The 23,648-nt window shown below is 34.6% G+C and carries 23 protein-coding genes, 1 pseudogene and 1 riboswitch; of the genes and pseudogenes, 11 read left to right on the top strand and 13 right to left on the bottom strand.

The window, feature by feature from the left end:
* Positions 1–189: 189 nt before the first annotated feature.
* Positions 190–375: pseudogene (locus Q9B79_RS27105) on the bottom strand (HAMP domain-containing protein); the annotation flags it as partial.
* A gap of 367 nt (positions 376–742) precedes the next feature.
* On the opposite strand from Q9B79_RS27105, the gene Q9B79_RS22870 reads away from it, so the two are divergent.
* The 4 genes from Q9B79_RS22870 (at position 743) to Q9B79_RS22855 (ending at position 5,113) form a co-directional block, all read left to right on the top strand.
* Complete coding sequence (locus Q9B79_RS22870) at positions 743–2,467, top strand: methyl-accepting chemotaxis protein (RefSeq protein ID WP_306187912.1); 1,725 nt, start codon at positions 743–745, stop codon at positions 2,465–2,467.
* Between the two features lie 171 nt (positions 2,468–2,638).
* Positions 2,639–3,361 (top strand): amino acid ABC transporter ATP-binding protein, encoded by a 723-nt coding sequence (locus Q9B79_RS22865; protein ID WP_306187910.1) that lies wholly within the window; start codon positions 2,639–2,641, stop codon positions 3,359–3,361.
* 121 nt (positions 3,362–3,482) lie between these two features.
* Complete coding sequence (locus Q9B79_RS22860) at positions 3,483–4,277, top strand: ABC transporter substrate-binding protein (RefSeq protein ID WP_306187908.1); 795 nt, start codon at positions 3,483–3,485, stop codon at positions 4,275–4,277.
* A 143-nt stretch (positions 4,278–4,420) separates the two neighbouring features.
* Positions 4,421–5,113, top strand: a complete 693-nt coding sequence (locus tag Q9B79_RS22855) for an amino acid ABC transporter permease (protein ID WP_306187906.1) — start codon at positions 4,421–4,423, stop codon at positions 5,111–5,113.
* A gap of 52 nt (positions 5,114–5,165) precedes the next feature.
* Here Q9B79_RS22855 and desB read toward each other — a convergent pair whose 3' ends face one another.
* Positions 5,166–6,251, bottom strand: coding sequence for a Delta(10) desaturase DesB (desB, locus tag Q9B79_RS22850; RefSeq protein WP_306187905.1), 1,086 nt, complete (start codon positions 6,249–6,251; stop codon positions 5,166–5,168).
* Positions 6,252–6,833: 582 nt separating this feature from the next.
* Here desB and Q9B79_RS22845 point away from each other — a divergent pair.
* Together Q9B79_RS22845 and Q9B79_RS22840 are read left to right on the top strand one after the other, a co-directional pair.
* The gene (locus Q9B79_RS22845; RefSeq protein ID WP_306187903.1) at positions 6,834–8,360 is read left to right on the top strand and encodes an FAD-dependent oxidoreductase; all 1,527 of its coding nucleotides are present in this window, start codon (positions 6,834–6,836) and stop codon (positions 8,358–8,360) included.
* Between the two features lie 139 nt (positions 8,361–8,499).
* Positions 8,500–9,801, top strand: coding sequence for an MFS transporter (locus tag Q9B79_RS22840; RefSeq protein ID WP_306187900.1), 1,302 nt, complete (start codon positions 8,500–8,502; stop codon positions 9,799–9,801).
* A gap of 87 nt (positions 9,802–9,888) precedes the next feature.
* Here Q9B79_RS22840 and Q9B79_RS22835 read toward each other — a convergent pair whose 3' ends face one another.
* Together Q9B79_RS22835 and Q9B79_RS22830 are read right to left on the bottom strand one after the other, a co-directional pair.
* A complete protein-coding gene (locus Q9B79_RS22835) occupies positions 9,889–10,671 on the bottom strand; it encodes a nucleotidyltransferase domain-containing protein (RefSeq protein ID WP_306187898.1) in 783 nt (260 codons plus the stop codon).
* Between the two features lie 120 nt (positions 10,672–10,791).
* Positions 10,792–11,901, bottom strand: a complete 1,110-nt coding sequence (locus tag Q9B79_RS22830) for a PRK06851 family protein (RefSeq protein ID WP_306187896.1) — start codon at positions 11,899–11,901, stop codon at positions 10,792–10,794.
* Positions 11,902–12,050: 149 nt separating this feature from the next.
* Positions 12,051–12,163, top strand: a riboswitch (SAM riboswitch).
* 86 nt (positions 12,164–12,249) lie between these two features.
* On the opposite strand from Q9B79_RS22830, the gene Q9B79_RS22825 reads away from it, so the two are divergent.
* Positions 12,250–12,882 (top strand): cyclase family protein, encoded by a 633-nt coding sequence (locus Q9B79_RS22825; RefSeq protein WP_306187894.1) that lies wholly within the window; start codon positions 12,250–12,252, stop codon positions 12,880–12,882.
* Between the two features lie 27 nt (positions 12,883–12,909).
* On the opposite strand, the gene Q9B79_RS22820 is transcribed toward Q9B79_RS22825, so the two are convergent.
* From Q9B79_RS22820 to Q9B79_RS22785, 7 genes are all read right to left on the bottom strand, one after another.
* On the bottom strand, positions 12,910–13,290 hold the full coding sequence (locus Q9B79_RS22820; RefSeq protein ID WP_306187892.1) for a hypothetical protein: 381 nt from the start codon (positions 13,288–13,290) through the stop codon (positions 12,910–12,912).
* A gap of 520 nt (positions 13,291–13,810) precedes the next feature.
* Positions 13,811–13,993 carry a hypothetical protein gene (locus tag Q9B79_RS22810; RefSeq protein ID WP_306187889.1) on the bottom strand — a complete coding sequence of 61 codons (183 nt, stop codon included), beginning with the start codon at positions 13,991–13,993 and terminating at the stop codon, positions 13,811–13,813.
* A gap of 3 nt (positions 13,994–13,996) precedes the next feature.
* Positions 13,997–15,262, bottom strand: a complete 1,266-nt coding sequence (locus Q9B79_RS22805) for an S-adenosylmethionine decarboxylase related protein (RefSeq protein WP_306187887.1) — start codon at positions 15,260–15,262, stop codon at positions 13,997–13,999.
* Between the two features lie 237 nt (positions 15,263–15,499).
* Positions 15,500–16,168 (bottom strand): LSm family protein, encoded by a 669-nt coding sequence (locus tag Q9B79_RS22800; RefSeq protein WP_263703271.1) that lies wholly within the window; start codon positions 16,166–16,168, stop codon positions 15,500–15,502.
* Between the two features lie 160 nt (positions 16,169–16,328).
* Positions 16,329–16,778 (bottom strand): spore coat protein, encoded by a 450-nt coding sequence (locus Q9B79_RS22795; RefSeq protein ID WP_306187885.1) that lies wholly within the window; start codon positions 16,776–16,778, stop codon positions 16,329–16,331.
* A 20-nt stretch (positions 16,779–16,798) separates the two neighbouring features.
* Positions 16,799–17,296 (bottom strand): spore coat protein, encoded by a 498-nt coding sequence (locus tag Q9B79_RS22790; RefSeq protein WP_306187882.1) that lies wholly within the window; start codon positions 17,294–17,296, stop codon positions 16,799–16,801.
* Between the two features lie 235 nt (positions 17,297–17,531).
* The gene (locus Q9B79_RS22785) at positions 17,532–17,771 is read right to left on the bottom strand and encodes a helix-turn-helix domain-containing protein (RefSeq protein WP_306187880.1); all 240 of its coding nucleotides are present in this window, start codon (positions 17,769–17,771) and stop codon (positions 17,532–17,534) included.
* A 179-nt stretch (positions 17,772–17,950) separates the two neighbouring features.
* On the opposite strand from Q9B79_RS22785, the gene Q9B79_RS22780 reads away from it, so the two are divergent.
* Positions 17,951–18,319 (top strand): hypothetical protein, encoded by a 369-nt coding sequence (locus tag Q9B79_RS22780; RefSeq protein ID WP_306187878.1) that lies wholly within the window; start codon positions 17,951–17,953, stop codon positions 18,317–18,319.
* Between the two features lie 194 nt (positions 18,320–18,513).
* Here Q9B79_RS22780 and Q9B79_RS22775 read toward each other — a convergent pair whose 3' ends face one another.
* The gene (locus Q9B79_RS22775) at positions 18,514–19,563 is read right to left on the bottom strand and encodes an NAD(P)/FAD-dependent oxidoreductase (protein ID WP_306187875.1); all 1,050 of its coding nucleotides are present in this window, start codon (positions 19,561–19,563) and stop codon (positions 18,514–18,516) included.
* Positions 19,564–19,894: 331 nt separating this feature from the next.
* On the opposite strand from Q9B79_RS22775, the gene Q9B79_RS22770 reads away from it, so the two are divergent.
* Genes Q9B79_RS22770 through Q9B79_RS22760 form a run of 3 tightly spaced genes read left to right on the top strand, consistent with a single transcriptional unit; the run spans position 19,895 to position 22,908 of the window.
* Positions 19,895–20,815, top strand: a complete 921-nt coding sequence (locus tag Q9B79_RS22770) for an iron-hydroxamate ABC transporter substrate-binding protein (protein WP_306187873.1) — start codon at positions 19,895–19,897, stop codon at positions 20,813–20,815.
* Positions 20,816–20,863: 48 nt separating this feature from the next.
* Positions 20,864–21,904 carry a FecCD family ABC transporter permease gene (locus Q9B79_RS22765; RefSeq protein WP_306187871.1) on the top strand — a complete coding sequence of 347 codons (1,041 nt, stop codon included), beginning with the start codon at positions 20,864–20,866 and terminating at the stop codon, positions 21,902–21,904.
* Entirely contained in the window at positions 21,901–22,908 is a 1,008-nt protein-coding gene (locus Q9B79_RS22760) for a FecCD family ABC transporter permease (protein ID WP_306187869.1), read from the top strand. The genes Q9B79_RS22765 and Q9B79_RS22760 overlap by 4 nt, the downstream gene beginning before the upstream one ends.
* A gap of 95 nt (positions 22,909–23,003) precedes the next feature.
* Here Q9B79_RS22760 and Q9B79_RS22755 read toward each other — a convergent pair whose 3' ends face one another.
* A complete protein-coding gene (locus Q9B79_RS22755) occupies positions 23,004–23,645 on the bottom strand; it encodes an L-fuculose-phosphate aldolase (RefSeq protein WP_098670388.1) in 642 nt (213 codons plus the stop codon).
* Between the last annotated feature and the right edge of the window lie 3 nt (positions 23,646–23,648).

Genomic DNA, 23,648 nt, shown 5'->3' with positions numbered 1-23,648 from the left:
AACAGCAGAAACAATTGCTTGAATGGATGCCGCAGATTGCTCAGCGCCAGAAGAAATCTCTGCAAGTGTTTCAGAAACACCTTGTGCTTGTTTCGTTGCTTCGCCTGTTTGTTTTCTAATTTGCTGTACTTGATTGTTTGTATACGAAAATGTTGTATCAATATTTTTTACCATGCCCCTTAAGTTCCCTAGCATCATATTAAATGCAACACTTAAAGATTTAATTTCATCATCAGTCTTTGGTAATGGAACATCTTCACGAATATCTCCTTCAGCCGCTTTTCTCGCCGCCTCCTCTAACTTTCGGAGCGGTTTAATTAAAAATACCGCTGCTCCATATGCTAAAATTCCAGACCATACTACCCCTAATAACATAACGATAATATTATATGCAGTTTGACTTACATAACTTTGAAAATAATCATATATCACATAAATAAAAAATATACTTGTTGAATATGTAATTAAAGCTAAAACTGTAGTGAATAGCATAAGTTGTGTACGTAGACCAAAGGAAAAAGTTTTCTTCTCCTTTTCCATTTCTCATTCCTCCCCATAAATAATATACATACTATCTATATATTATTATCCATATTTTCCTTATAGAAAGATATATAGATTTCAATTTTTTATTTACATATTCATTACATTACTTTTTCTGGATATAAAATGAAAATAATGTATAATTTTATTTGGATGCCATTTACATATTCAACTAAATAATTTAAGGTTAGGTGATTCTATGTTAAAGATTTTATATCGTTTAAATGTTATAAACAGATTATTATTGTTAGTAGCCATACCGATTCTTTCCATATTAATTATTAGCGTTGTAAATTATATAAACTTACAACAAATGCACACACAGCTTCAAACAGTATATGTGGATCGTCTACAACCTATTAAATGGATAGGATCTATCGAGAGCAGCATGTACCAAGAGTTTAGTTATGTAAAGGAACTCATTATTACTGAAGATGAAAATCGGCGTACTACAATTTTAAATAAATTAAATCATACACATAAAGAAACCGAAAAATTACAATCTCAGTACGAAAATACATATATAACAGGAGAAGAAAAAAAGCTCCTCAACCAATATAAAGAAAAATTAGAAAGCTACAACAAGCATCGGGCTCAAATGCTTGATCTTATTAAAGAGAATAAAATTAATCAGGCATATTCATTTTACCTAACTACAGTTGACCCTAATTTATCGGCTACAGTAGGTGCTTTAAAAAACCTTAGTGACTATAATGAAAAGTTAGCTGAAAGTTTGTATACCGACAGCGAACACTCTTATAAGCAAGTGATACGCGTAACAATTATTTTATTCATTGCATGTTTAGTTCTTTGCATTCTTATCTCGTTATTTATTGCTAAATCTATTATTAATCCAATCAATTCATTAAGGAGCATCATGAATACAGCTGGAAAAGGAGATTTAACTATTACGGTGCCAAAACAATATCATCATGAATTCGGTCATATGTTTAATAGTTTTGAGCAAATGATATTAAATTTACAGCAAATTATTAACAATGTGATTCAAACAAGTGTAAAAGTAAAAAGCTCTACAAACCACATTGTTAAAACAGCAACCATTTCCTCCTCTACTATGGATAATATTGCAAGTACAATGAAACAGTTGTCTCACCATATTAATGATCAGTCTGCAAATATTAAAGATAGTTCTACAGCAATGGATGAAATAGCAAATGGCGTGCAAAGTATAGCAGAATCTTCTACAACGATTTCAAACTTAGCTATTTCTACTTCTGATAAGGCGAATGTCGGAAGTGAAATCATTGAAAAATCCATTTCTCAAATGACAACTATCCATACTGTCATGGATGAAATATATAAAGTTGTAGATCAATTAGTTGTTCGAACACAAGATATTGATAAAGCATTACAAACTATTACCTCCATTTCTGAGCAAACAAATCTATTATCTTTAAACGCTGCAATTGAATCTGCTCGCGCCGGTGAACACGGAAAAGGATTTGCAGTTGTTTCTGAAGAGGTTCGTAAGCTTGCTGAACAATCCAAACAAGCAGCTACAGATATTACAAAAATTAACTTACTCGTTCAAAATGATACAAAAGATGTAGTCAACACTATGGGGAAAGGACAACAAGAAATTCAAGAAGGTATTCATGCTGTACAAAATGCAAAATTAGCATTCCATAACATTGTGAATCATATTAATGAGATCACAGATCAAATACAAGACATAACAGCAAGTGCAGAAGAAATGTCAGCAAGCTCAGAAGAGATAAATAGCGCACTTATTAATATTTCTTCAATCTCGCAAAATATAGTTTCAGAAACTAATTATACATCCCAATCTTCACAAGCCCAGTCGGTATCAATACAGGATATTACGAATATGTCTCTTCAAATGCAAAAACTTGTTGAAGAATTAGAAACGTTTGCCACTCAATTTAAAATTAAAAACTTGTAAACTTATAAAAAGACCACCTAATTTAGGTGGTTTTTTTATTTAAATTATACATTCAGATTTATTTATATAAGAACTGTTCCTCGAAAAAAATAAAGGATTCTGACAATTTATGACTAATAACAGAAATAAGGGGCAACATTTGTAAAATATATTTTTGACTGGGGGTTTTGTATGATTCAGGTTCGAAATCTAGTAAAATCATTTGGCTCACTTGATGTTTTAAAAGGAATTGATTTAGAAGTACAAGAAAAAGAAGTTGTTGTTTTAATTGGTGCCAGTGGTTCCGGTAAAAGTACATTACTTCGCTGTCTTAACTTTTTAGAAATGTACGATGAAGGTGAAATTCACTTACAAGGTGAACAAATTGATCCAAAGCATTCAAATTTAAACAAAGTCCGTGAAAATGTCGGTATGGTTTTTCAGCATTTTAACCTCTTTCCCCATATGACCTCACTAGAAAACATCATAGAAGCACCTATTCATGTAAAAAAATTAGAAGCAGCAAATGCAAAAGAGATTGGAAATCAACTTCTGCAAAAAGTCGGCTTACAAGATAAAGCAGATGTAACGCCCCACCTCCTGTCAGGTGGTCAAAAACAGCGCATTGCCATAGCACGAGCTCTTGCTATGAATCCTAAAATTATGCTATTTGATGAACCTACCTCAGCCTTAGACCCTGAACTTGTTGGAGAAGTACTGCAAGTTATGAAAGAACTTGCTGAAGAAGGAATGACCATGGTTATTGTTACTCATGAAATGAATTTCGCAAGAGATGTAGCTGATCGCGTCATTTTTATGGATGACGGAAAAATTGTAGAAGACGCTCCGCCAGCACAATTCTTCTCAGCTCCATCCCACGAACGAGCAAAACAATTTTTACGCAACGTTTTATAGTGTAACTTCTGTTTCAAACGAAAAGAAATACATTCATACGGTGCACAACTAATCATCTAAATACAATATTTCAATAACATACTTAAAGCCATCCGTATGATCAATATATAGGAGGGGTTTTATGAAAAGAAAACTATTAACCATTGTTGCGAGTATTACATTATGTACATCTTTCATACTAGGAGCATGTAGTAAGGAAAGCTCTACTACTTCTTCAAATGGTGAAAAAGAATTTCGTTATGCGATGAGTGGCTTATATAAACCTTTTAACTATAAAGAAAATGACGGAAAACTTGTCGGTTTTGATGTGGAAATAGGTGAGGCACTTGCGAAAAAAATGAATATGAAACCCACTCCTATTACAAATCCATGGGAAACGCTAATCCAAGGTCTCAAAGCAAAAAAGTATGATGTAATACTGGGCAGTATGGCCATTACAGAAGAACGCTTAAAAGCTGTTAATTTCTCCAATCCTTATTACCGTTCTGGCGCCCAAATTTTTGTGGCTAAAAAGAATACATTTATCTCTTCTCCAGAAGATTTGAAAGGTAAGAAAGTTGGTGTTGTAAAAGCTAGTACCTTTAAAAACCTTGTTGCAAAACATACAGATCAAATTACAGAATACGATAGCGATATTACTGCACTTATGGATTTAGAGCCTGGACGTATTGATGCGGTAATCACTGATCAAATGGTTGGTTTACGCATGATCAAAGAAGGTAAATCAAATATAAAAGAAGCTGGAAAACCATTAAATCTTGATGAAATGGGAATTGCTATTCGTAAAGATGATAAAGAAATGGTTGAGAAAGTAAATAAAGCTTTAGATGAAATCATTAAAGATGGTACGTATGAAAAGATTAGTAAAAAATGGTTTGGACGTAATATTCTCGGTGAGGAGGAAAAAACGAAGTAAATTAGCTATTCAAAAGCTTCATCCATTACGCCCCACTTTTTATCCCGCTATTTATGGGCAGTAAAACTCCCAATTGGTGCGAGATAATAATCAGTGGGGTATTTCATTCCCTACCAAAATCCATACAATATGAGGTGACACATATGTTTGAAATTTTTATGTCTACTTATCCCACACTCTTAAAAGCTACTATTGTCACATTACAATTAACACTAACATCCCTATTACTCGGTTCACTAATTGGATTACTATTCGCTTTTTTTCGGATTTCTAACAATAAAGTTTTAAATAGTATTGCTCATGTATATATCGCCATTATTCGTGGTACACCTTTAATTGTTCAAATTGCCATTCTCTATTTTGGGATTACATCCGTTGTTGTTTTTACTCCTTTTTGGGCAGGAGCAATTGCTTTAGCAATCCATAACGGTGCATATATTACTGAAATTTTCCGCGGATCCATCCAATCTGTCGACCGTGGACAATTAGAAGCTGCTCGTTCTCTAGGTATGCCTTACCCTTTAGCGATGCGCCGTATTGTACTACCACAAGCATTTCGTCAATCTCTTCCTCCTTTAGGAAATCAATTTATTATTGGATTAAAAGATTCTTCACTTGTTGCTTACGTAGGAATGTCCGAATTATGGGGATCAGGTTTATCTATTGCTGCAGGTAACTTCCAACAATTAGAAACATACATAATCGTTGGTTTATATTATCTCGTGCTTGTTCTCCTATTCACTTACCTTGTTAACCTTCTGGAAAAACGACTACAAAGAAAAGAAACTAACTCTGTCCAGGTCCATACAAAGAATAAAAAGGAAGTTTCTTTATAAGAAAAAGCAAGCCTGAGATGGCTTGCTTTTTCACTGCAACATATATTTATTTTTACTGATTTATTTTTTTAATACTCTCTTCTTCCCCTATATGTTCCTCACGATATGAAATATTATGAGGATCTAGTCCATTTCCTAAGGAACCATAGAAATGCTCTCTATGCGGATCCACTAATTCACTTCCTTGATAATACACACGTGGTGTATTCCATAACGCTGCCAAAGCTTTTGTCATCGGCATCTCATGATAGCGTTCTGGCCACATTTCTTTAATTTTCTCTTTTACTAACGGATAGTATTTAGAGCTCATAGCAGGGAACAGATGGTGTTCTGTATGATATGAGAAATTGAAATGTAAAACGTCTACCCAACGCGGCACTGTTACTGACAAACAGTTTGCTAACGGATCATTTACTGGAACAATTGGGTTTAAGCGGTGATTTGTTGCAATATATGCCATTACAATAAAGTTAGCAATTAATAACGGAATCACATATGCAAATAACCATTTTCCAGGTCCCATAATAAACAATAAACTAATCCAAACTGTCCAAGGCAAAAGAAGTTGAAGCCATACAGATTTTTGATTGGATGACTTAAATTCTTTTATAAAATGAAAGAACATTCGAGTCGAATGCAATGTAAATTGAATGGTTAGTGACAGAAAACTAAAGAATGAACGTACATGAAGAGGCATACGATATACCCAGCTCAAAAACTTACTCTTCTTAAGCTTCTCAAGTGTAGGCCATGCATCTGGATCATTCTCTTCATGTTGTGTATGAACGTGATGCGTTGCATTGTGCCACTTTCTCCAAAGTTTAGGTCCTGTTGATAATGGCATAAACGCAATTGCTCCTAAGAAATCTCGAAGCCATGCCTTTCTTACAACAGTTCCATGTAAAATTTCATGTCCTAAAAACCCAAGTGAAGCAAAACATAACCCAAGAACAATCGCAATTCCTAGATTCGCCCACACATTCAATTCAAATACACCAATCGATATTAATCCCGCCAATGCCACAAGCAAATAAGCCAGTCCACCAAATAAACGAGTAGGAACTGGTTTGAATGCTTTTTTCGGCAAATGTGGTGATACACGTGCTGCATACCACCCAAACGTATGAAGCTCCTTCATCCTTTTGCCCCTTTCTTATGCCGCGTCTTGCGCAACTTACATATATCAATTCTTGCTTCCAGATTGATTTTACTAGCTGATTAAAAAGCATCTATGTATAAGGAAAATATACTCACTCTATCGTCACTTATTTTTTCGCTTTTATTATCAATGAAAAACATTTCTCTTTTTACTCTCTATCAACCTTTCCACATGATGAATCATATCAATAGAATTTCCATATTGTCAACAACTTTTATGACCTAGTAATAAAAGTTGGTTATATTTTTATAATTATACTTTATTCCACTAAAGAAAAAACATAGATTTTATAAGGTTTCATCCATTATCCATATACATACACTCATATACTATAGACCCTATCTTATTCAAGAAATCTCTGGGTAAACAACAAATATACTCACCTAAATCTAGCTTTACACAACTCCTATCTCTTCATACCAACAACACCAATAATTATATTAAAATAATTTTATCTTTCTTTTAATAGAAAATAGCCTTTCTGTAAAACAGCACACATGAATTTCATAACTTATGGAAATATTAAAAGGAAAATTGTTCTAAAATCGGGAGGTTTCTATAATGACAAGCGATACATTTCCACAATTCCCATTATCTTATTGGATTGAATCTACTCAAATCCCTGCTTTTCCCCCTTTATCCGAAAATGTAAAGACGAAAGTTGCTGTTATCGGTGCTGGCATTACAGGTATTACTACTGCCTATTTACTTGCGAAAGAAGGCATCGATGTTGTTTTAATTGATTCTGGTCTTATTTTAAACGGAACAACTGGACATACAACAGCAAAGGTAACAGCTCAACATGATCTTATTTATGATGAATTAATAAATCATTTCGGTTTGGAAAAAGCCGGGCTTTACTATGAAGCAAATAATCATGCTCTACAATTTATTAATGAAACTGTGCAAACATATAAAATCGACTGTAATTTCTCAAATGAAGATTCATATTTATATACAACTACTGATAATGGATTAAGAAATTTATCGAAAGAATATGAAGCCTATCAAAAATTAAATATACCTTGTGACTATGTTCAATCTCTATCGATTCCAATTCCAGTACAATCTGCACTTGTCATGAAAAATCAAGCACAATTCCATCCCCTTCTTTATTTGAAAACACTTTTAGAAAAGTTTGTGGAGATGGGTGGAAAAGTTTATGAACAAACTACAGCTATTGATGTAGAAAAGGGTGATTATCCACAAGTCATTACAAAAGGCGGACATCGCATCACTTGTGAATATATTGTCTCTTGTTCACATTTTCCTTTTTATGATGCGAATAGCTTTTTCTTTACGCGAATGTACGCAGAACGCTCTTATGCTCTTGCTATTAAAGCAAAAACAGATTATCCAGGTGGCATGTATTTAAGTATTGATGACCCAAAACGCTCCTTACGTTACACAACAAACAATGGGGAAAAATTAATTTTAATTGGCGGAGAAAGTCATAAAACAGGACAAGGAATAAACACGATGCTTCATTACGAAGCACTTTATTCTTTTGCGGAAACAACGTTTGGAATAGATGAAGTTCCTTATAGATGGTCAGCACAAGATTTAATCACGCTAGATAAGCTCCCTTATATTGGACATATTAACGAGAGCAATCCAAACATATTTGTTGCAACTGGATATCGTAAATGGGGAATGACAACTGGAACTGCTGCCGCTCATTTACTGAAGGATTCCATTCTAAAAGTACACAGTCCATATAAAGAACTGTATGCACCATCACGCTTCCATGCAAATCCAGATATAAAAACGTTCCTCTCCCAAAACCTTGATGTTGCGAAACATTTAATTGAAGGAAAGATTGAAACTGCATTACGTAAACCAGAAGATCTCGAAGTTGGTGAAGGATCTGTCGTGCACGTTAACGGGAAACGAGCCGGTGCTTATAAAGATAAAGATGGAAAATTACATATTGTCGATACTACTTGTACACACCTCGGCTGCGAAGTTGAATGGAATAATGGTGATTGTACTTGGGACTGTCCTTGCCACGGTTCACGCTTTTCGATTAAGGGAGATGTTATTGAAGGTCCAGCAGATCAACCGTTAAAACGAGTTGATAATGAGTAAATAAAGAAGTTCAACAGGTTTTCTGTTGAACTTCTTTATTTGTTATAAAACCTTTTCAGATAAATCACGGTACAAGAAGGAAAATATTAACACCAAATAAAATAATATATTCATCTACAAATTAAAAGGGGTGAATATTATGCAACCTTCAGCTCCACCTCATCTAGAATCTACAGAAACTATCTTTTCGAGCTCTATTACAAAACTTGTTGTATTTATTTGTTGGCTAGCCATTCTAGCTGATGGATATGATTTAGGTATTTACGGTGCCGTTCTACCAAAGCTCCTAGAAGACAAAAACTGGGCACTTTCACCGGCACACGCTGGGACAATTGCTAGCTATGCTTTATTTGGAATGTTTATTGGCGCTATTCTAGTTGGAACCATTACAGATCTAATTGGGCGAAAATGGACGCTTATATGCTGTTTAGCACTTTTTTCTATCACAATGGGTCTTGCTGCACTTGCTCCTTCTCCCGAATTATTTGGTTTATCTCGGTTTATCGGAGGAATCGGGTTAGGCGGTGTTATTCCAACAGCTTCAGCACTTACCGTTGAATATTCACCAAAAAAGCGGCAATCTTTTATTTATGCTCTTATGTTTACTGGGTATCCTTTAGGGATCGTATTAGGCGCTATTTTGTCTATGTTTATGTTAGAGGATTTCGGATGGAGAACTATGTTTGGCATCGGAATGATTCCACTGCTCCTCATTCCTTTCATTATCCGTTATTTACCTGAATCCATTCAATTTTTATTATCACGTAATCGCCAGGAAGAAGTAGACAAAATCCTTCATCGTTTTCAAATTGAATTCCATAAAAACGATGAAACTCATCAACCTCCATCTAATATACGAAAGAAAAACGGATTCCTTATTTTATTCTCGAAAGAATACAGAAAAGCAACGCTGCTTTTTTGGATCACTTATATAATGGGGATGTTTTTAATATATGGTTTAAATACTTGGTTACCGCAGATGATGCGCCAAGCAGGATACCCTCTTGGATCTAGTTTATCATTTCTACTTATGCTAAATATTACTGCCGCTATCGGTGCATTATTTGCTGGAGCAATCGCGGATCGTATTGGATCTAAAATTGTTATTAGCAGCTCTTATCTTATGGCAGCTATATGTATTGGACTATTAACAATTAAACCATCTATTACAATCATCTATCTTTTAATTGGTCTTGCTGGAATTGGATCAGTCGGCATTACTCAAATATTAAATGCATATGTAACACAATACTTCCCATCCCATATTCGGGCTACTTCGTTAGGCTGGGGACTTGGACTTGGCCGAATTGGTGCAATTGCTGGTCCTATTCTTGTCGGTATTATTATGACAATGCAATACGACTTAGCATGGAATTTTTACTTATTCTCATTTGCAGGTCTTCTTGCAGCTATATCTGTTTTCTTTATCCCTACAAAATAAAAATGAGCCCGGTACAATACCGGACTCACTTTTATTAAGCTGCCTAATGAAATAACCGTGTCTAACTTTTAGGGGTCACTTCAAAACTCATTTGTGCTCTTTTTCATATACTGCAAACAACGTATCTCGAAACAACGTATTTAAACTCTCAATATCAATTCCTGATCCCTTTTCAATTCCTTTTACATATTGCTGATAGTAATGAATTTGCTCTTCTAAAAATTGATTCAACACCTCAATTTTTAATCCAATATCTAGTTCAGTACCTGCCTTTTTCTTTATTAGCAATTGTTCAATTTCATCTAATACGCTACGCTCTAATGATAATTCTGTAATTAATCGATCGAATTCTACAGGTGGTAAAGTCTCTTTCTCTTCTAGCCACTTACAAGCTAAAATAGGACGTAATACGTAGAAGTACTTTTTCAACTTTACATTCTCACCTTGCAAAAATTCCCGATAATTTTTTGATGCCATATGTAAGTAATGATATATCGTTGCTTTTGGATCAAAATCCTTTTCACTTATTTGTTGAAGTTGCTCTGGAAAATTAGAGTTTTTCGAATAAAAAATTGGTGATCGTATCCATTCGAGTAAAGCTGGGTTTGACTTTACAAATAATTGTAACGCTTTTTTTATATCCCATCCGCTTATATCTAAATCATCACTAATCGGATACTCAATTACATCTCGTTTATCATGAATTGATAAATACCATTCTACTGGATGCATATAAACGAATCTAACATCATAATCACTATCTTTTGATGGAAATCCCCAAGCACGACTCCCTGATTCTACTGCAAATAAAATTTTCACATCATTCTCTTTTTCAATTCTTGCTAACTCCGCTCTAATTTTCTCTCTCATTTCATACCCTCTCCATTTTTTGATTATTTCCTTGGAAATTCGACAAATATACTACTAAGTTTACTACATACTAAAATAGCTGTCAGAAAATTTCCGACAGCTTGTCAAAACCTCTTATTTTTACTTGTTCTTTTCTGTTACACTAACCGCAATTCGTTCAAACTCTTTTTGAATCTCCTCTTTATATGCGTCTACTTTTGAAAAATCCATAGCAGCAATATAAATTCGTTCCAATTTATCACGAACTGATTTTGCCTTTGCTAAGAAAGACATCGCTTCATTCATTTTTGCTTTATATTGAATCGACACATCACGAATTTCTGTCGCATACTTTTCATCTGTCCCTGGTGTCACGATCAAAGCATACATATCTATAATTTCATCACCTTCGCGGCTCGGAAAATACTCATGTGGCGCAGTGCTATCAAAAATTGCAAATCCTAATTCTCTTACGATCACCATATCAAGACTATTTGGATCAAATCCACAATGATATACTTCAACTTCAAATCCTTTTTCTTCTGCTGCCTTAGCTAATTTTTTGAGCATTGTTGATTTTCCAGAGCCTGGGCGTCCTTTTATAAAATAACGATGTGATAATCCTTCTGTTAAATTAGGAACAAAATCAACTGCACCTTTCGGTGTAGCTGCCCCTAAAAAGCGATGTTTCACAAGCGATTGTTCCCCAACTTTATCTGTAAATAATTTCTGAATGAGCTGATCTGTTAGTTCATTTGCTTTATCAAAATTAATATTATCAATATATATTTTCTCCCACTCATCATGTATAACTAATGCCTCGTTAAAACGAGCGTAAGCAGCTTGAAAAGCTTTGCTTGCTTCTGAAACAAATCTTTCAATTTCCACCTTCTGCTTTCTTAATTTATCTGAATCCCAAGCAACACCTAAATTGATATACTCCTCGACAACTCCTGGCATTTTCGGCTCAATAACATGCGGTGATGTTCCATCAACAATTCCTACTTTTAACTTCGGGATAATGACACCATCAACCGATTTATTATCAGAAGAACAGTGTAAAAATTCAATATCATATCCCTTTTCAACCCATTCACGACCTATTGCCTTAATTAAAGAAGATTTTCCCGTTCCAGGTCCACCCTTTAAAATAAATAATCTGTTTAGTCCTTTTAAATTCTCTTCGTATAAATTATGAAATCCTCTAGCTGTATTTCCACCAGCATAATAATTCAATACATTCCCTGTCACTGCACTCACTCCTTCGCAGCATTCTATTTACATAAGCTACAATATGCGAGCAACTTTATTTGGGTGAATACCTATTTTGTGTTGCACAGAAAAAGGAAATGAATTACAATTTAATTACCAAGAAAATTCTGAACTTTAAATTGAATATACCTTTATCAAGAGAGGCAGAGGGACCGGCCCTTCGAAGCCCAGCAACCTCAGTTTATACAAACTGAATAGGTGCTAATTCCTGCAAAATGCATTGCATTTTGAAAGATAAAACGTAACTATTGTGTGCAAAACTCATCTTTCTTGACTATGAAAGGTGAGTTTTTTATATTTCAAAACATATACTTGGAGGTATTTAAAGTGAAAGTAATTGACCTATCGCAAACATTTGAAAACAATATGTCTCAATTTCCTGGAACACCAAAAATCAATTTAGAAGCCATTACAAGTGTTGAAGAGACAGGCTATCAAGTTACAGATTTTCATTCTGTCGTTCATGTTGGTACGCATTGTGATGCTCCTGCTCATTTCATTTCAGGCGCAACGACTATTGATCAATTACCTCTAGATCAATTTGTAGGCGAAGCTGTTCTTATCGATGTAACTCATGTACAAGAACGAAAACTACCTAAAGAAGTATTACACAACACTGACATAAAAGAAGGTGATATTGTCATTTTCCATTCCAATCTATCTACTAAATGGAATACAGAAGCATATGAGAAAGAAGCTTTTTATCTTTCGGAAGAATTAGCTGAAGAACTCGTTCAATTAAAAGTAAAATCTGTCGGTTTAGATTTTATCTCTCCTGATGAGGTAACGACAGAAACATCGCCAATTCATCACATACTACTTGGGAATAATATTTACTTAATCGAAAACTTAACAAACTTAGATGCCATTCACACGAAACGTTTCTTTTTCTCAGCAGCACCTTTAAAAATTAAAAATAGCGACGGTGCTTTTGCAAGAGCATTCGCTGTAATTTTTTAAACAAACTATACAAAAAAGCAAAGATCATCATTGACCTTTGCTTCTATTTCTTTTATTTAAACTAAGAAGGAATTGCTCAACACGTGGACGTAACCAAGCTAAATAATCTTTCTCTTTCTTCTTTGTACAAGCTATTTCTTCCCCATCTACCATTCCGACAAGCTCTAGCTCTAACAGTTGCCTCGTAAATGCTAACATATTTATTTCTTCATCCGGATACTCTTCTTTTAATTTCTCCTCAATTTCCCCTAATAAAAAACCGTCACGCATCATTGCCAATGCATCAATCCAAAGTGGCGGCATTTCATATTTTTCTCCTGTAATTGTATCTTTTACAATATAATTCTTTTGCTCTTTTCGAAATTGAATCGTGTGTAAGCATACAGTCGAATTTAATGTTAATTCCATCATACCACCTCTTTCATAATATCTGCATAGAAAAAAGGATGCGCGTGCACCCCTTCTTTTTCTAATACTACCGAACCGTTACATGAATAATAAATCTCATGTCGATATTTTCCTCCATTATAAACGAAGTATTTTATAAAAAAAACCCTTCTTGAAACATTTTATAAAATGTTTATATTTACACAACAAGAACACTTTTCTGAAAAATATTTTCTTCTAGCACATTATACTGTCGGTAAAGAAATTTCCACTTTCGTTCCTATTCCCATCTACTTGCAATTGAAATTTCACTCTATATTGTGCTGCATAACTTTCCACAAGCTGTACAACATATAAAAGGAATTCCCGTTATTTCTTTCAATTTCTTATAACATAATATCGTATCGGCAGGACTTCTTTCTTTTTGTATTTGTGGAAATCCTTTTAAAACTCCTCTTTCCTCATATATCTAGCTTTTAAAGTTTTTCATATAAAGTGAAACTTTAATCAGTGGGGGTTTTTGTCCATCCCCCACTGATTATTAGCCCTCACCAAGCGGGCTTTTACGGACAGTTGATCCTCCACCTAACTTCTTCGCTTCCGCTGAATTTTGAGGTGGGGTCTTACTGCCCCCGTTAATGCGGGATAAACATGAACTTGCTTTGAGACAATATGTAACCTTATAACGCTCAAAGGAAGGAGATTTCCCCTTCCTTTTCATCACAATTTATATCCACCTTACCCGATCATGCAGTAATCCATCGGTAAGGTCATTTTCACCAACTACAAAATCATTCATATATAAATTCAAATATTCTCCATACTTACTTTCTGTATTTAATAATAATTCCTCTACATAATAAGCACCTTGTTTAAAATTATCGAACAGCAAACTACACAAGCCAGCATAAATTCCGCATCCTACTTGGAAGTAAGTCGCATTCGTTTTATATTTATGAAAAACTTGACTGCTATTCATTACGTTATACATATATGTCTCGCTATTTTCATAAACGAGTAATACACCGACTAGATCCTCGCCAGCAATCTCTTCCTCCGCTGGATTAAATACTTTACGATTCCAGTTCCATAAGTCTTCTACCTTATCTAAATTTTTCCTAATTATATTTGTTGTATACTCATTAATTCGGTAAAGAAACCCAACTTCCATGTTAAAGTTTTTCCCTAAAATTAAAACTTCCTCATGTGGCATTAAACAACCATAGAACTCTTTCTCTCCTAACTTTACTTTATACTCTGAAGCATATACATCTTCATACAAATAAAGAGGACGATGATGACTCATATACATCGGATAACTCCATATCGCTTCATCTAAAAATCGCTCTACTGCCCATGAAGCATAAAGTGTATGAGGCTTTATAAGTGCTGCATCATGTAAAAATGATGTATCATGTTCTACTATATAACATGCTTTTGGCTTTTCATTTGGACGTTCCCTCATAAGTTCAACAACCATCCATTGAACAACACCTGGGTTCATACCTGAGCCTATAATTGCTTTTGTATTTGTAAATTTCTCTTTTTCCTTCTCAAACCGCGTATATCTTTCCGTGAGCTGAAAGCCAATTAAACTATCGTCCTGATCTACTGCCTCATTTTCCAAAGCTGAATTAATATAACAAATTCCAAGTTCATTACAACAGCTTAATACTCTAATTGTATCTGCCCCTGAAACATCAATAACAACGCTCGTACCATTTTCTTTTAAATGCTGTTTAAATGTCACTACATCTTGGAGATTTATTTCAGATAAAAACAATTGCTCTTTTAAATTTGGAAACAACTCATCATAATAATTCCTATCTTTTTGTTTTATATCAACCAAATGAAATGTCACATTCTTTATCGTTTCATAAATCGGGTCTTTTTCATTTACTATTGCTTGATTTAAAATTGCTAAAACTGCTTTTGCTGCTCCACCAGCACTACCAAGTAATGTAATCGATAACGAATTCAGAAACCGCTCCACCAACAAAACCCCTTTAATATATTAGTTAAGCAGCTCTCCCCCCAAAAATAAATTGAATACACCAAAAGATAGCTCGTACATGTTTTTTATAATTTTGCACAAGGCTAGCTCTTCATAAATGATACAAATATAGTTATATTCAATTCATTTTCCCCCTCACATCCAAATCAAACTAAATAAATAGGCTCGACCTTTTCTTTTGCATATATAAAAGAAAAAGCCAGCCTTCCCACTAGTCTACGGACAATGGACAGATTTCACATGTTGAATATTCACATACATTTTTGCATCACGTGCTTTTAATATTTCAATATGTCCCTCATCAATCTTTGCCATCTTTCCAATCTTATTAGATTCCTCACCTAAATCGAAAACCATGATTTTCCCAGCCATTTTAATAAGTTGTTCTTCAAAGGTACGAGCTAACGTAATATTTAATGGATTTACAGGGAGTTCATTTTTATTGAGGGCATAAGGGACTTGATTTTCTTTATACGGAATTAACCATTTCAAATGTTTTAAAGATATATATACTGTTTTATAAACTGGACTATAAAAAACGATATAATCGTTCATTACACTTGTAACATAACCATGTATTGGAGCATTTCCTGCTACATAAATTTCTGTAAAAATCCCTTTAGAAGTACTTAATACTTTCCTCAAAGAAATTGAAGGAGATTCTCTCTTAATTACAGAATCCACATCTGGTTTTGATACTTCTTCATCATGTGGTCGTAAAAATTTATAATGTTGTACATGATATAAAGATATATATACGTAGTCTTGTCCATTGTAAAGAACCACGATATCATTTCCTACGTCTATTAATACACCTTTAAATCTTTTTTCACCGATTAATTTAACATATATATTTTCTCCAATCCTTTTGTTTAACTCATTCATCCATATCCTCCTTCCTATGAATTTCTTCTTTCCTATCTTCTATTTAAAAAAATAATCAGGGCAAAGTTCTGTCTTAATAGTAAGTAATTCCTTTTCATACTATCGAAATAAGAAATTGTTCTTCTCTTTCCCTCATAATGCCCCTCTTATTTATTAAACATTATTCATCTTCATTCTTTTTACATTTAACTATTTGACTCACACTCTTAATATGATAATTAATGATATAAATCACTTCATCACAGTTTACTAGTGTAATACATTCTTCATGCACTTCACTTAATAAACCTTCTACACACTCTGGGCCGCCACGATTAATCTTTACCCACTTATACTTCAAGTCACGTAATACATCGACAAAAGTATCATCATCAGAGCAGAAACATGAAACATAGCAATCGCCACATTTACTTTCTTTCACTTTCTTCACTAGACTCTTTACATGTTTCAATTGATAATATACTAATTCACCAAGAGGAAGTTGTAATGTAAGGTAATCTCTTCCTAAAGATACGAGTACCCCCACTCGACTCTCTGGTCCACGAAGATTTACTTTTACAGTCTCTCCGACTAAGCATTTAATTTGCTCACAGCATAATATATTCTCCAAATTCATATCCCCCTTTCTTATTATCTACCTCTACTTGATGGTCTTTGTGCGCGCTCTCGACCTGAACAACAACTTTCATTATTACTTTCTTCGCTCTCTTCGCATGCTACTGTGACACTCTTAATATGAGATACTGCAACTAATATAACTTCTTCTTTTACAATTAATGTCACGAATTCACAAGAAACATCTTGTAAAATACCTTCCACTTTCTCTGGACCACCACGATTAATTTTCACCCAGCGATATTTGAAGCTTTGGAGTAGTTTTTCAAAGTCCTCTTCACACTCACATTCAAACCATCCGCAATCATCCACTTTACAATCTTTCACATTTTTTGTAACACTTTTCAGATGACGAATCTGATAGTAATAGAGCTCTCCTTTTTCATTCTTTAATACAAAGTAATCCGAACATACTGCGACTATTGTTCCTTTTTGAGATTCTGGACCACCCCTGTTTACTCTTACAAAAGATCCAATTAAATCTTTCAGAAAATCACAATGAAATATACTCACGAGAAAACCCCTTCCATTAATTTATAAGCTTTTGCACTGATAGTATATGTATCTGTACAGGTTACGTTCTCTATGTTTGTCCTAGCTAGAAAAAAATATGCTTTTAACATGGTAGACTACTACCTATCAAAATCCCGAAAAATCCTAAAACCTCCTTAAATTTTTGATATTTCGAGACAAAAAATCCCGTATGAAGATACATTTCTGCATATCTTCATACGGGATTTCCCATCGTTTAATCTTCGTCTTTAACATCCATATCTTCTGGAATTGGTTCGTTTAATATTTCTTCCACTAATTGCTTATATTTCTCCATTTGTTCTAAATGTGTATTGAATTGTTCTTTATTTAATAAATATTGCTCTCCATCAAATAGCGCACGAACTTTCTTTTGCTGAATCAGCTCTTCAATATACGACTTTGGTAAATTCAAATACTCCGTAGCTTCTTCTACTGTTATATACAACGCGTTCATTCCTTTATCATTTTTTCCTATATACTGTATCTTACTTTATTTTTGTAAACAAATAAAAAAGATTTTGTAAATGCAATTTAAAAAGAAGGTGGATGCATTCCATTTATTGTATAATAATATAGTAAGGATTTTTTAAATATAGAATGGTATTACCCATTTACACAAAGGAGAGTTAACATATGGCTACTCGTCACATCATTACAATGTTAGAAAAAACATTACAGGCTGAAACAGAAAACACAATTTCTCATTTAACTACATCTTTATCTGATCGTATTCTTTCTCAAAGCACAGCAATACATGAAAACAATTGTTACCATACAATTAGGGACTGGTACAAAAATCATTTTTTATTCCAACAAGATGATTTCCTTTGGGCTAAATACGCTTTCTATGATGCATATTGTGAAGCTATAAAGGAACAAGGACATCTTACAAAACGCGTCCGTCAAATATTAGAATCATTAGCTCGCATGCATGGCAAACAGTACATTGCTTCTATATTAAATATGCCATTTCCTAACGAAAGAGCCAAAGGGACAGCATAATATAATACTGTTCTGCGTCAGCAAAACATAGATTCATTGTTTTCTAGGCAAATTTACAAATAAAACGTTCATTTCACATGAACTAATGAAACCGGTGTCATTATAATGATTGAAAATATAGTAAACAGGAAAACCCCTATTTGCCTCTCTTATCATTCGAACAGAGAAGTAAATGGGGGTATACTTGTTTTTTATTATTTCATCATCTGCTTAATCAATTCACGATTTCTTTTCTTAAATACTTCATTATGCGAAGAAACCATTCCATACTCGCTTGCATCTGGCTGAATAAATTGTTTCGCTTTATTTACAGCATTTCCAGCATCTTGGAATGCTCCCGCAATTAAGTGTAATTTCCCTTCATGCTTTAAAATGTCTCCCGCAGCATATAATCCATCTACTGAAGACTCACTATTTGCATTACCAGCAATAAAGTAATTATCTACAATTGCGACATCTAGCTCACTATTTTCCAACAATGTAATGTCACGTTCATATCCATGATTAATAATAACTTCATCGATAGCTAACTGAGAAACCTCGCCTGTTTCATGATTTGTTAATTCTACATATTCAATCGTTTCATGGTTATCACCAGCAATTAATGTTGTAATCGATGTATGAAAGAAACATTCTGCCGAACTATTCATAAGTTGTTTTACTTGCGCCTCATGACCCGATAATTCTTCTTTTCTATATGTTAAATAAACTTTTTTCGCAATTGGTTCTAACTCATTTGCCCAATCAATTGCAGAGTTACCTCCGCCTGAAATAATGACCGTTTTATCTTTGAAACGTTTTAACGATTTAACTGTATAATTTAAATTTGATACTTCAAATCGCTCCGCACCTTCTATGGATAACTTTTGTGGATTTAATATACCACTTCCTGTTGCAACGATCACTGTTTTTGAAAAATGTTCTTCTCCAGTGCTTGTTTTTAACGTGAAAATACCATCTTTATTACGAATAATGGATTCTATCTTTGTATTCAATACAACTTCCGGCTGAAATGTTAACCCTTGTTGTACAAGTTGCTCAATTAACTTTTCACCAGTAACCGGTAATAATCCGCCAATATCCCAAATCATTTTCTCCGGATAAACATGTATTTTTCCACCTAACTGTGGTTGAAATTCTATTATTTTTGTTTTCATCTCTCTGAGTCCACTATAAAAAGCTGAATAAAGCCCTGCAGGTCCCCCGCCTATCACGGTTACATCAAATAATTCTTCTCTATTCATTAACCTTCACTCCTCAGCTACTAATCATTGATTATCATTCTCAATAAAATATAACCTGTTTCCGCAAAATTTACAATTAAAATTACTATTGACAATACACCTATATAAAATTATATTATTTAAAGAATCAATAGTGATAATCATTATCAACTTGTTAATAATTAGCAAATTTGAGATTACATCTTCTTTCATTACTATGGTTAATACTATATTGTAAAATCTCATATTCAAGATTTTTAATAAGCATTTTGCATTAACACTACTCTTTCAAAAAGATTGCAGTTAAACAACTTATTGTATACACATATCATCTATTTAAAGGAGACAGACGATGAAAAAGTTATTTATTTCACTAACAGTTCTTTTCGTTTTTGTTATGAGTGCTTGTAGCAATGGCTCTACGGACAAAAAGAACGATGCAAAAGGTAGCAAATCAGAAACAATTACATACCAATCTGAAGATGGTAAAAAAGTAGAAGTTCCTGCAAATCCAAAACGTGTTGTTGTTTTATCATCATTCGCTGGTAACGTAATGTCATTAGGAGTAAACCTTGTTGGGGTAGATTCATGGTCTAAACAAAACCCACGTTTTGATAGCAAACTTAAAGATGTTGCTGAAGTATCAGATGAAAATGTTGAAAAAATCGCTGAACTAAATCCAGATTTAATCATTGGTTTATCAAATATTAAAAATGTTGATAAGTTAAAGAAAATCGCGCCTACTGTAACATACACTTACGGAAAAGTTGATTACTTAACACAACATTTAGAAATCGGTAAGTTATTAAACAAAGAAAAAGAAGCAAAAACTTGGGTTGATGACTTCAAGAAACGTGCACAAGACGCTGGTAAAGAAATTAAAGCAAAAATTGGTGAAGATGCAACAGTTTCTGTTGTAGAAAACTTCAACAAGCAGCTTTATGTATACGGCGAGAACTGGGGCCGTGGAACAGAAATTCTGTACCAAGAAATGAAATTAAAAATGCCTGAAAAAGTAAAAGAAAAAGCATTAAAAGAAGGTTACTATGCATTATCTACTGAGGTATTACCTGAGTTTGCTGGTGATTACTTAATCGTGAGTAAAAACAAAGATACTGATAACTCGTTCCAAGAGACAGAATCATATAAAAACATCCCAGCAGTAAAAAATAATCGCGTATACGAAGCAAACATGATGGAATTCTATTTCAATGATCCACTTACATTAGATTTCCAACTAGACTTCTTCAAGAAGAGCTTTCTTGGTAAATAATACAAACATGAGGAATTCTTAAATTAAGAATTCCTCTTCCTTTATTCTATGAACAGAAAAGATGTGAAACGCATGACAAAAGATCACGACAATCCACGTTCTATAGTTTTTACATACAAACTCATTTTGAGCATAATTGCATTCTTTCTTATTTTTATGGTGGCAATGGTATTAGGGGCTGCGGATACTTCAATAAAAGATGTATGGTTAGCACTCACTTCCTCCGCTAAAGGAGACAAACTATCTATTATTCGCGAAATTCGTTTACCACGTGAAGTAGCTGCTATTTTTGTAGGAGCTGGACTTGCTGTTTCTGGAGCAATTATGCAAGGATTAACACGAAATCCACTTGCGGATCCTGGATTATTAGGATTATCTGGTGGAGCAAATGCTGCACTTGCGTTAACGCTGGCCTTCAATCCTTCCATCAGCTATCTTTACTTAACATTTGCTTGCTTTATTGGTGCTGCAATTGGTGCAGTTATGGTATTTGGAATTGGTATGGTGAAAAAAGGCGGACTTTCTCCTCTTCGAATTGTATTAGCGGGGGCTGCCGTTTCCGCATTTCTACTTGCCATTTCAGAAGGCGTCGGCATTTACTTTAAAATTTCACAAGAGGTATCACTTTGGACTGCTGGGGGCGTAATTGGAACAACATGGGGCCAATTGAAAATTATTATTCCAATCATTTCAATTAGCATCTTTATCGCTATCTTATTTGCAAGAAAGCTGACGGTCCTTAGTTTCAGTGAAGAAGTTGCTGTTGGACTCGGTCAAAAAATTATTGTTATTAAAACCATTCTATTTATCATTATTATCTTACTTGCAGGTGCGTCTGTAGCGCTTGTCGGAAATATGGCATTTATCGGTTTAATGGTACCTCACATGGTACGCCCAATTGTCGGTCCAGATTACCGATTTGTTATACCGATGTCAGCAATTGCTGGAGCTTCCTTTATGCTACTTGCAGATACAATCGGACGTACTATTAACGCTCCGTACGAAACACCAGTTGCCGCTATTGTCGCAATTGTAGGGTTACCATTCTTCCTATTCATTGTACGTAAAGGAGGAAAAACATTTTCATGATGCAATCTATGCTAAGAAAACAACGTCTTATTCTACTCGCTTTACTTATACTGACCATCACCACCATTGTAATTGGGATGGGACTCGGTTCAGCATCTTTATCTTATGATCGACTACTCCCAACATTAATGGGACAAGGGACGTTTAAAGAGGAGTTCGTTTTATACTCTTTAAGACTACCTAGAATTGTCATTACATTATTAGCTGGTATGGCTCTCGCTTTATCAGGTGCTATTCTGCAAGGAATTACCCGAAATGATTTAGCTGAACCTGGTATTCTTGGAATCAACTCTGGGGCCGGTGTTGCTGTCGCTATTTTCTTTTTATACTTTCCAATAGATGTAGGTTCATTTCTTTACTTACTACCTGTCGTTGGATTTATCGGAGCATTTCTGACAGCTGTTCTAATTTACGTATTTTCATACAGTAAATCAACTGGACTTCAGCCCATCCGACTAACATTAACTGGTATTGGTTTTTCATTTGCACTATCTGGGATGATGATTGTCCTTATTTCATCCGCTGATCGTATGAAGGTGGACTTTATCGCCAAGTGGATTGCCGGGAACATTTGGGGAGATGACTGGGTCTTCGTTTTCGCAATGCTTCCATGGTTAATCGTATTAATTCCGTTCGTTTTCTATAAAGCCAATCGATTAAACATTCTAGCATTAAACGAGCCCGTCGCGATCGGCGTTGGAATTGAAATTGAAAAAGAACGCAGATACTTATTAGTTGCAGCCGTTGCGCTTGCTGCTGCTGCAGTTTCTGTAACAGGAGGAATTAGCTTTATCGGGCTAATGGCTCCTCATATCGCAAAATCTTTAGTAGGTCCGAGACATCAAATATTCGTGCCTATCGCCGTTTTAATTGGCGGATGGCTATTGTTACTAGCAGACACAATCGGAAGAAACATCGTTGAACCTAATGGCATCCCAGCAGGTATTGTCGTTGCTTTAATTGGTGCTCCTTACTTTATGTATCTGTTACTTAAGAAGGCATAAGAACCCCCCTCAAGATTGAAATCTTGAGGGGGTTTTTATCCCGCTTTAATGGGCAGTAAGACCCCCCACTGATTAAAGTTTCACTTTATCTCATTCTACTGCTGCCCATATCCTTCAAACTTCTTCGCCAAATTCTCCATCTCATCTTCTGGCAATAACTTCGGTTCTCCGATGCTTTTCGTTTGATAATAAATTTGCGCACAAAACTCAATTTCTTCCGCAACAGTAAATGCCATTTTTATATTATTTGCACCTGCAATTAAACCGTGGTTTGCAAGTAATACCGCACGGCGATCAATCATGCCTTCGAAAGCAGCCTCCGCTAATTGTTTCGTACCAAATGTTTCATACGGTGCACAGCGAACGTTGGGGCCCGCGAAAGCAATTAAATATGATACAGCAGGAAGTTCCCATCCTAATGATGCAATCGTCTTCGCATACGGAGAATGTGTATGCACAAGCGCATTTATATCTTCACGATTTCGATAATAAATAAGATGCATATCTAGCTCACTTGATGGTTTTCTCTCTCCCTCTACCACTTCACCATCTAAGTTTAATATAACAACATCTTCCGGCTTCGTTTCATAATAATCTAAGCCACTTGGACTCATTGCAACAAGACCTTGCTCGCGATTGAAAATACTAATATTACCGCCTGTCCCCTTTGTTAAACCGCTAGAAATCATTTTCTTTCCATACGCTACAATTTCTTCTCTTTCCTTTTGTAATAACATATA

It is taken from the genome of Bacillus sp. MHSD_36 (assembly GCF_030757775.1).
In the GTDB taxonomy this organism is placed as follows: domain Bacteria; phylum Bacillota; class Bacilli; order Bacillales; family Bacillaceae_G; genus Bacillus_A.
This window is presented reverse-complemented; position numbering and strand designations above follow the sequence as displayed.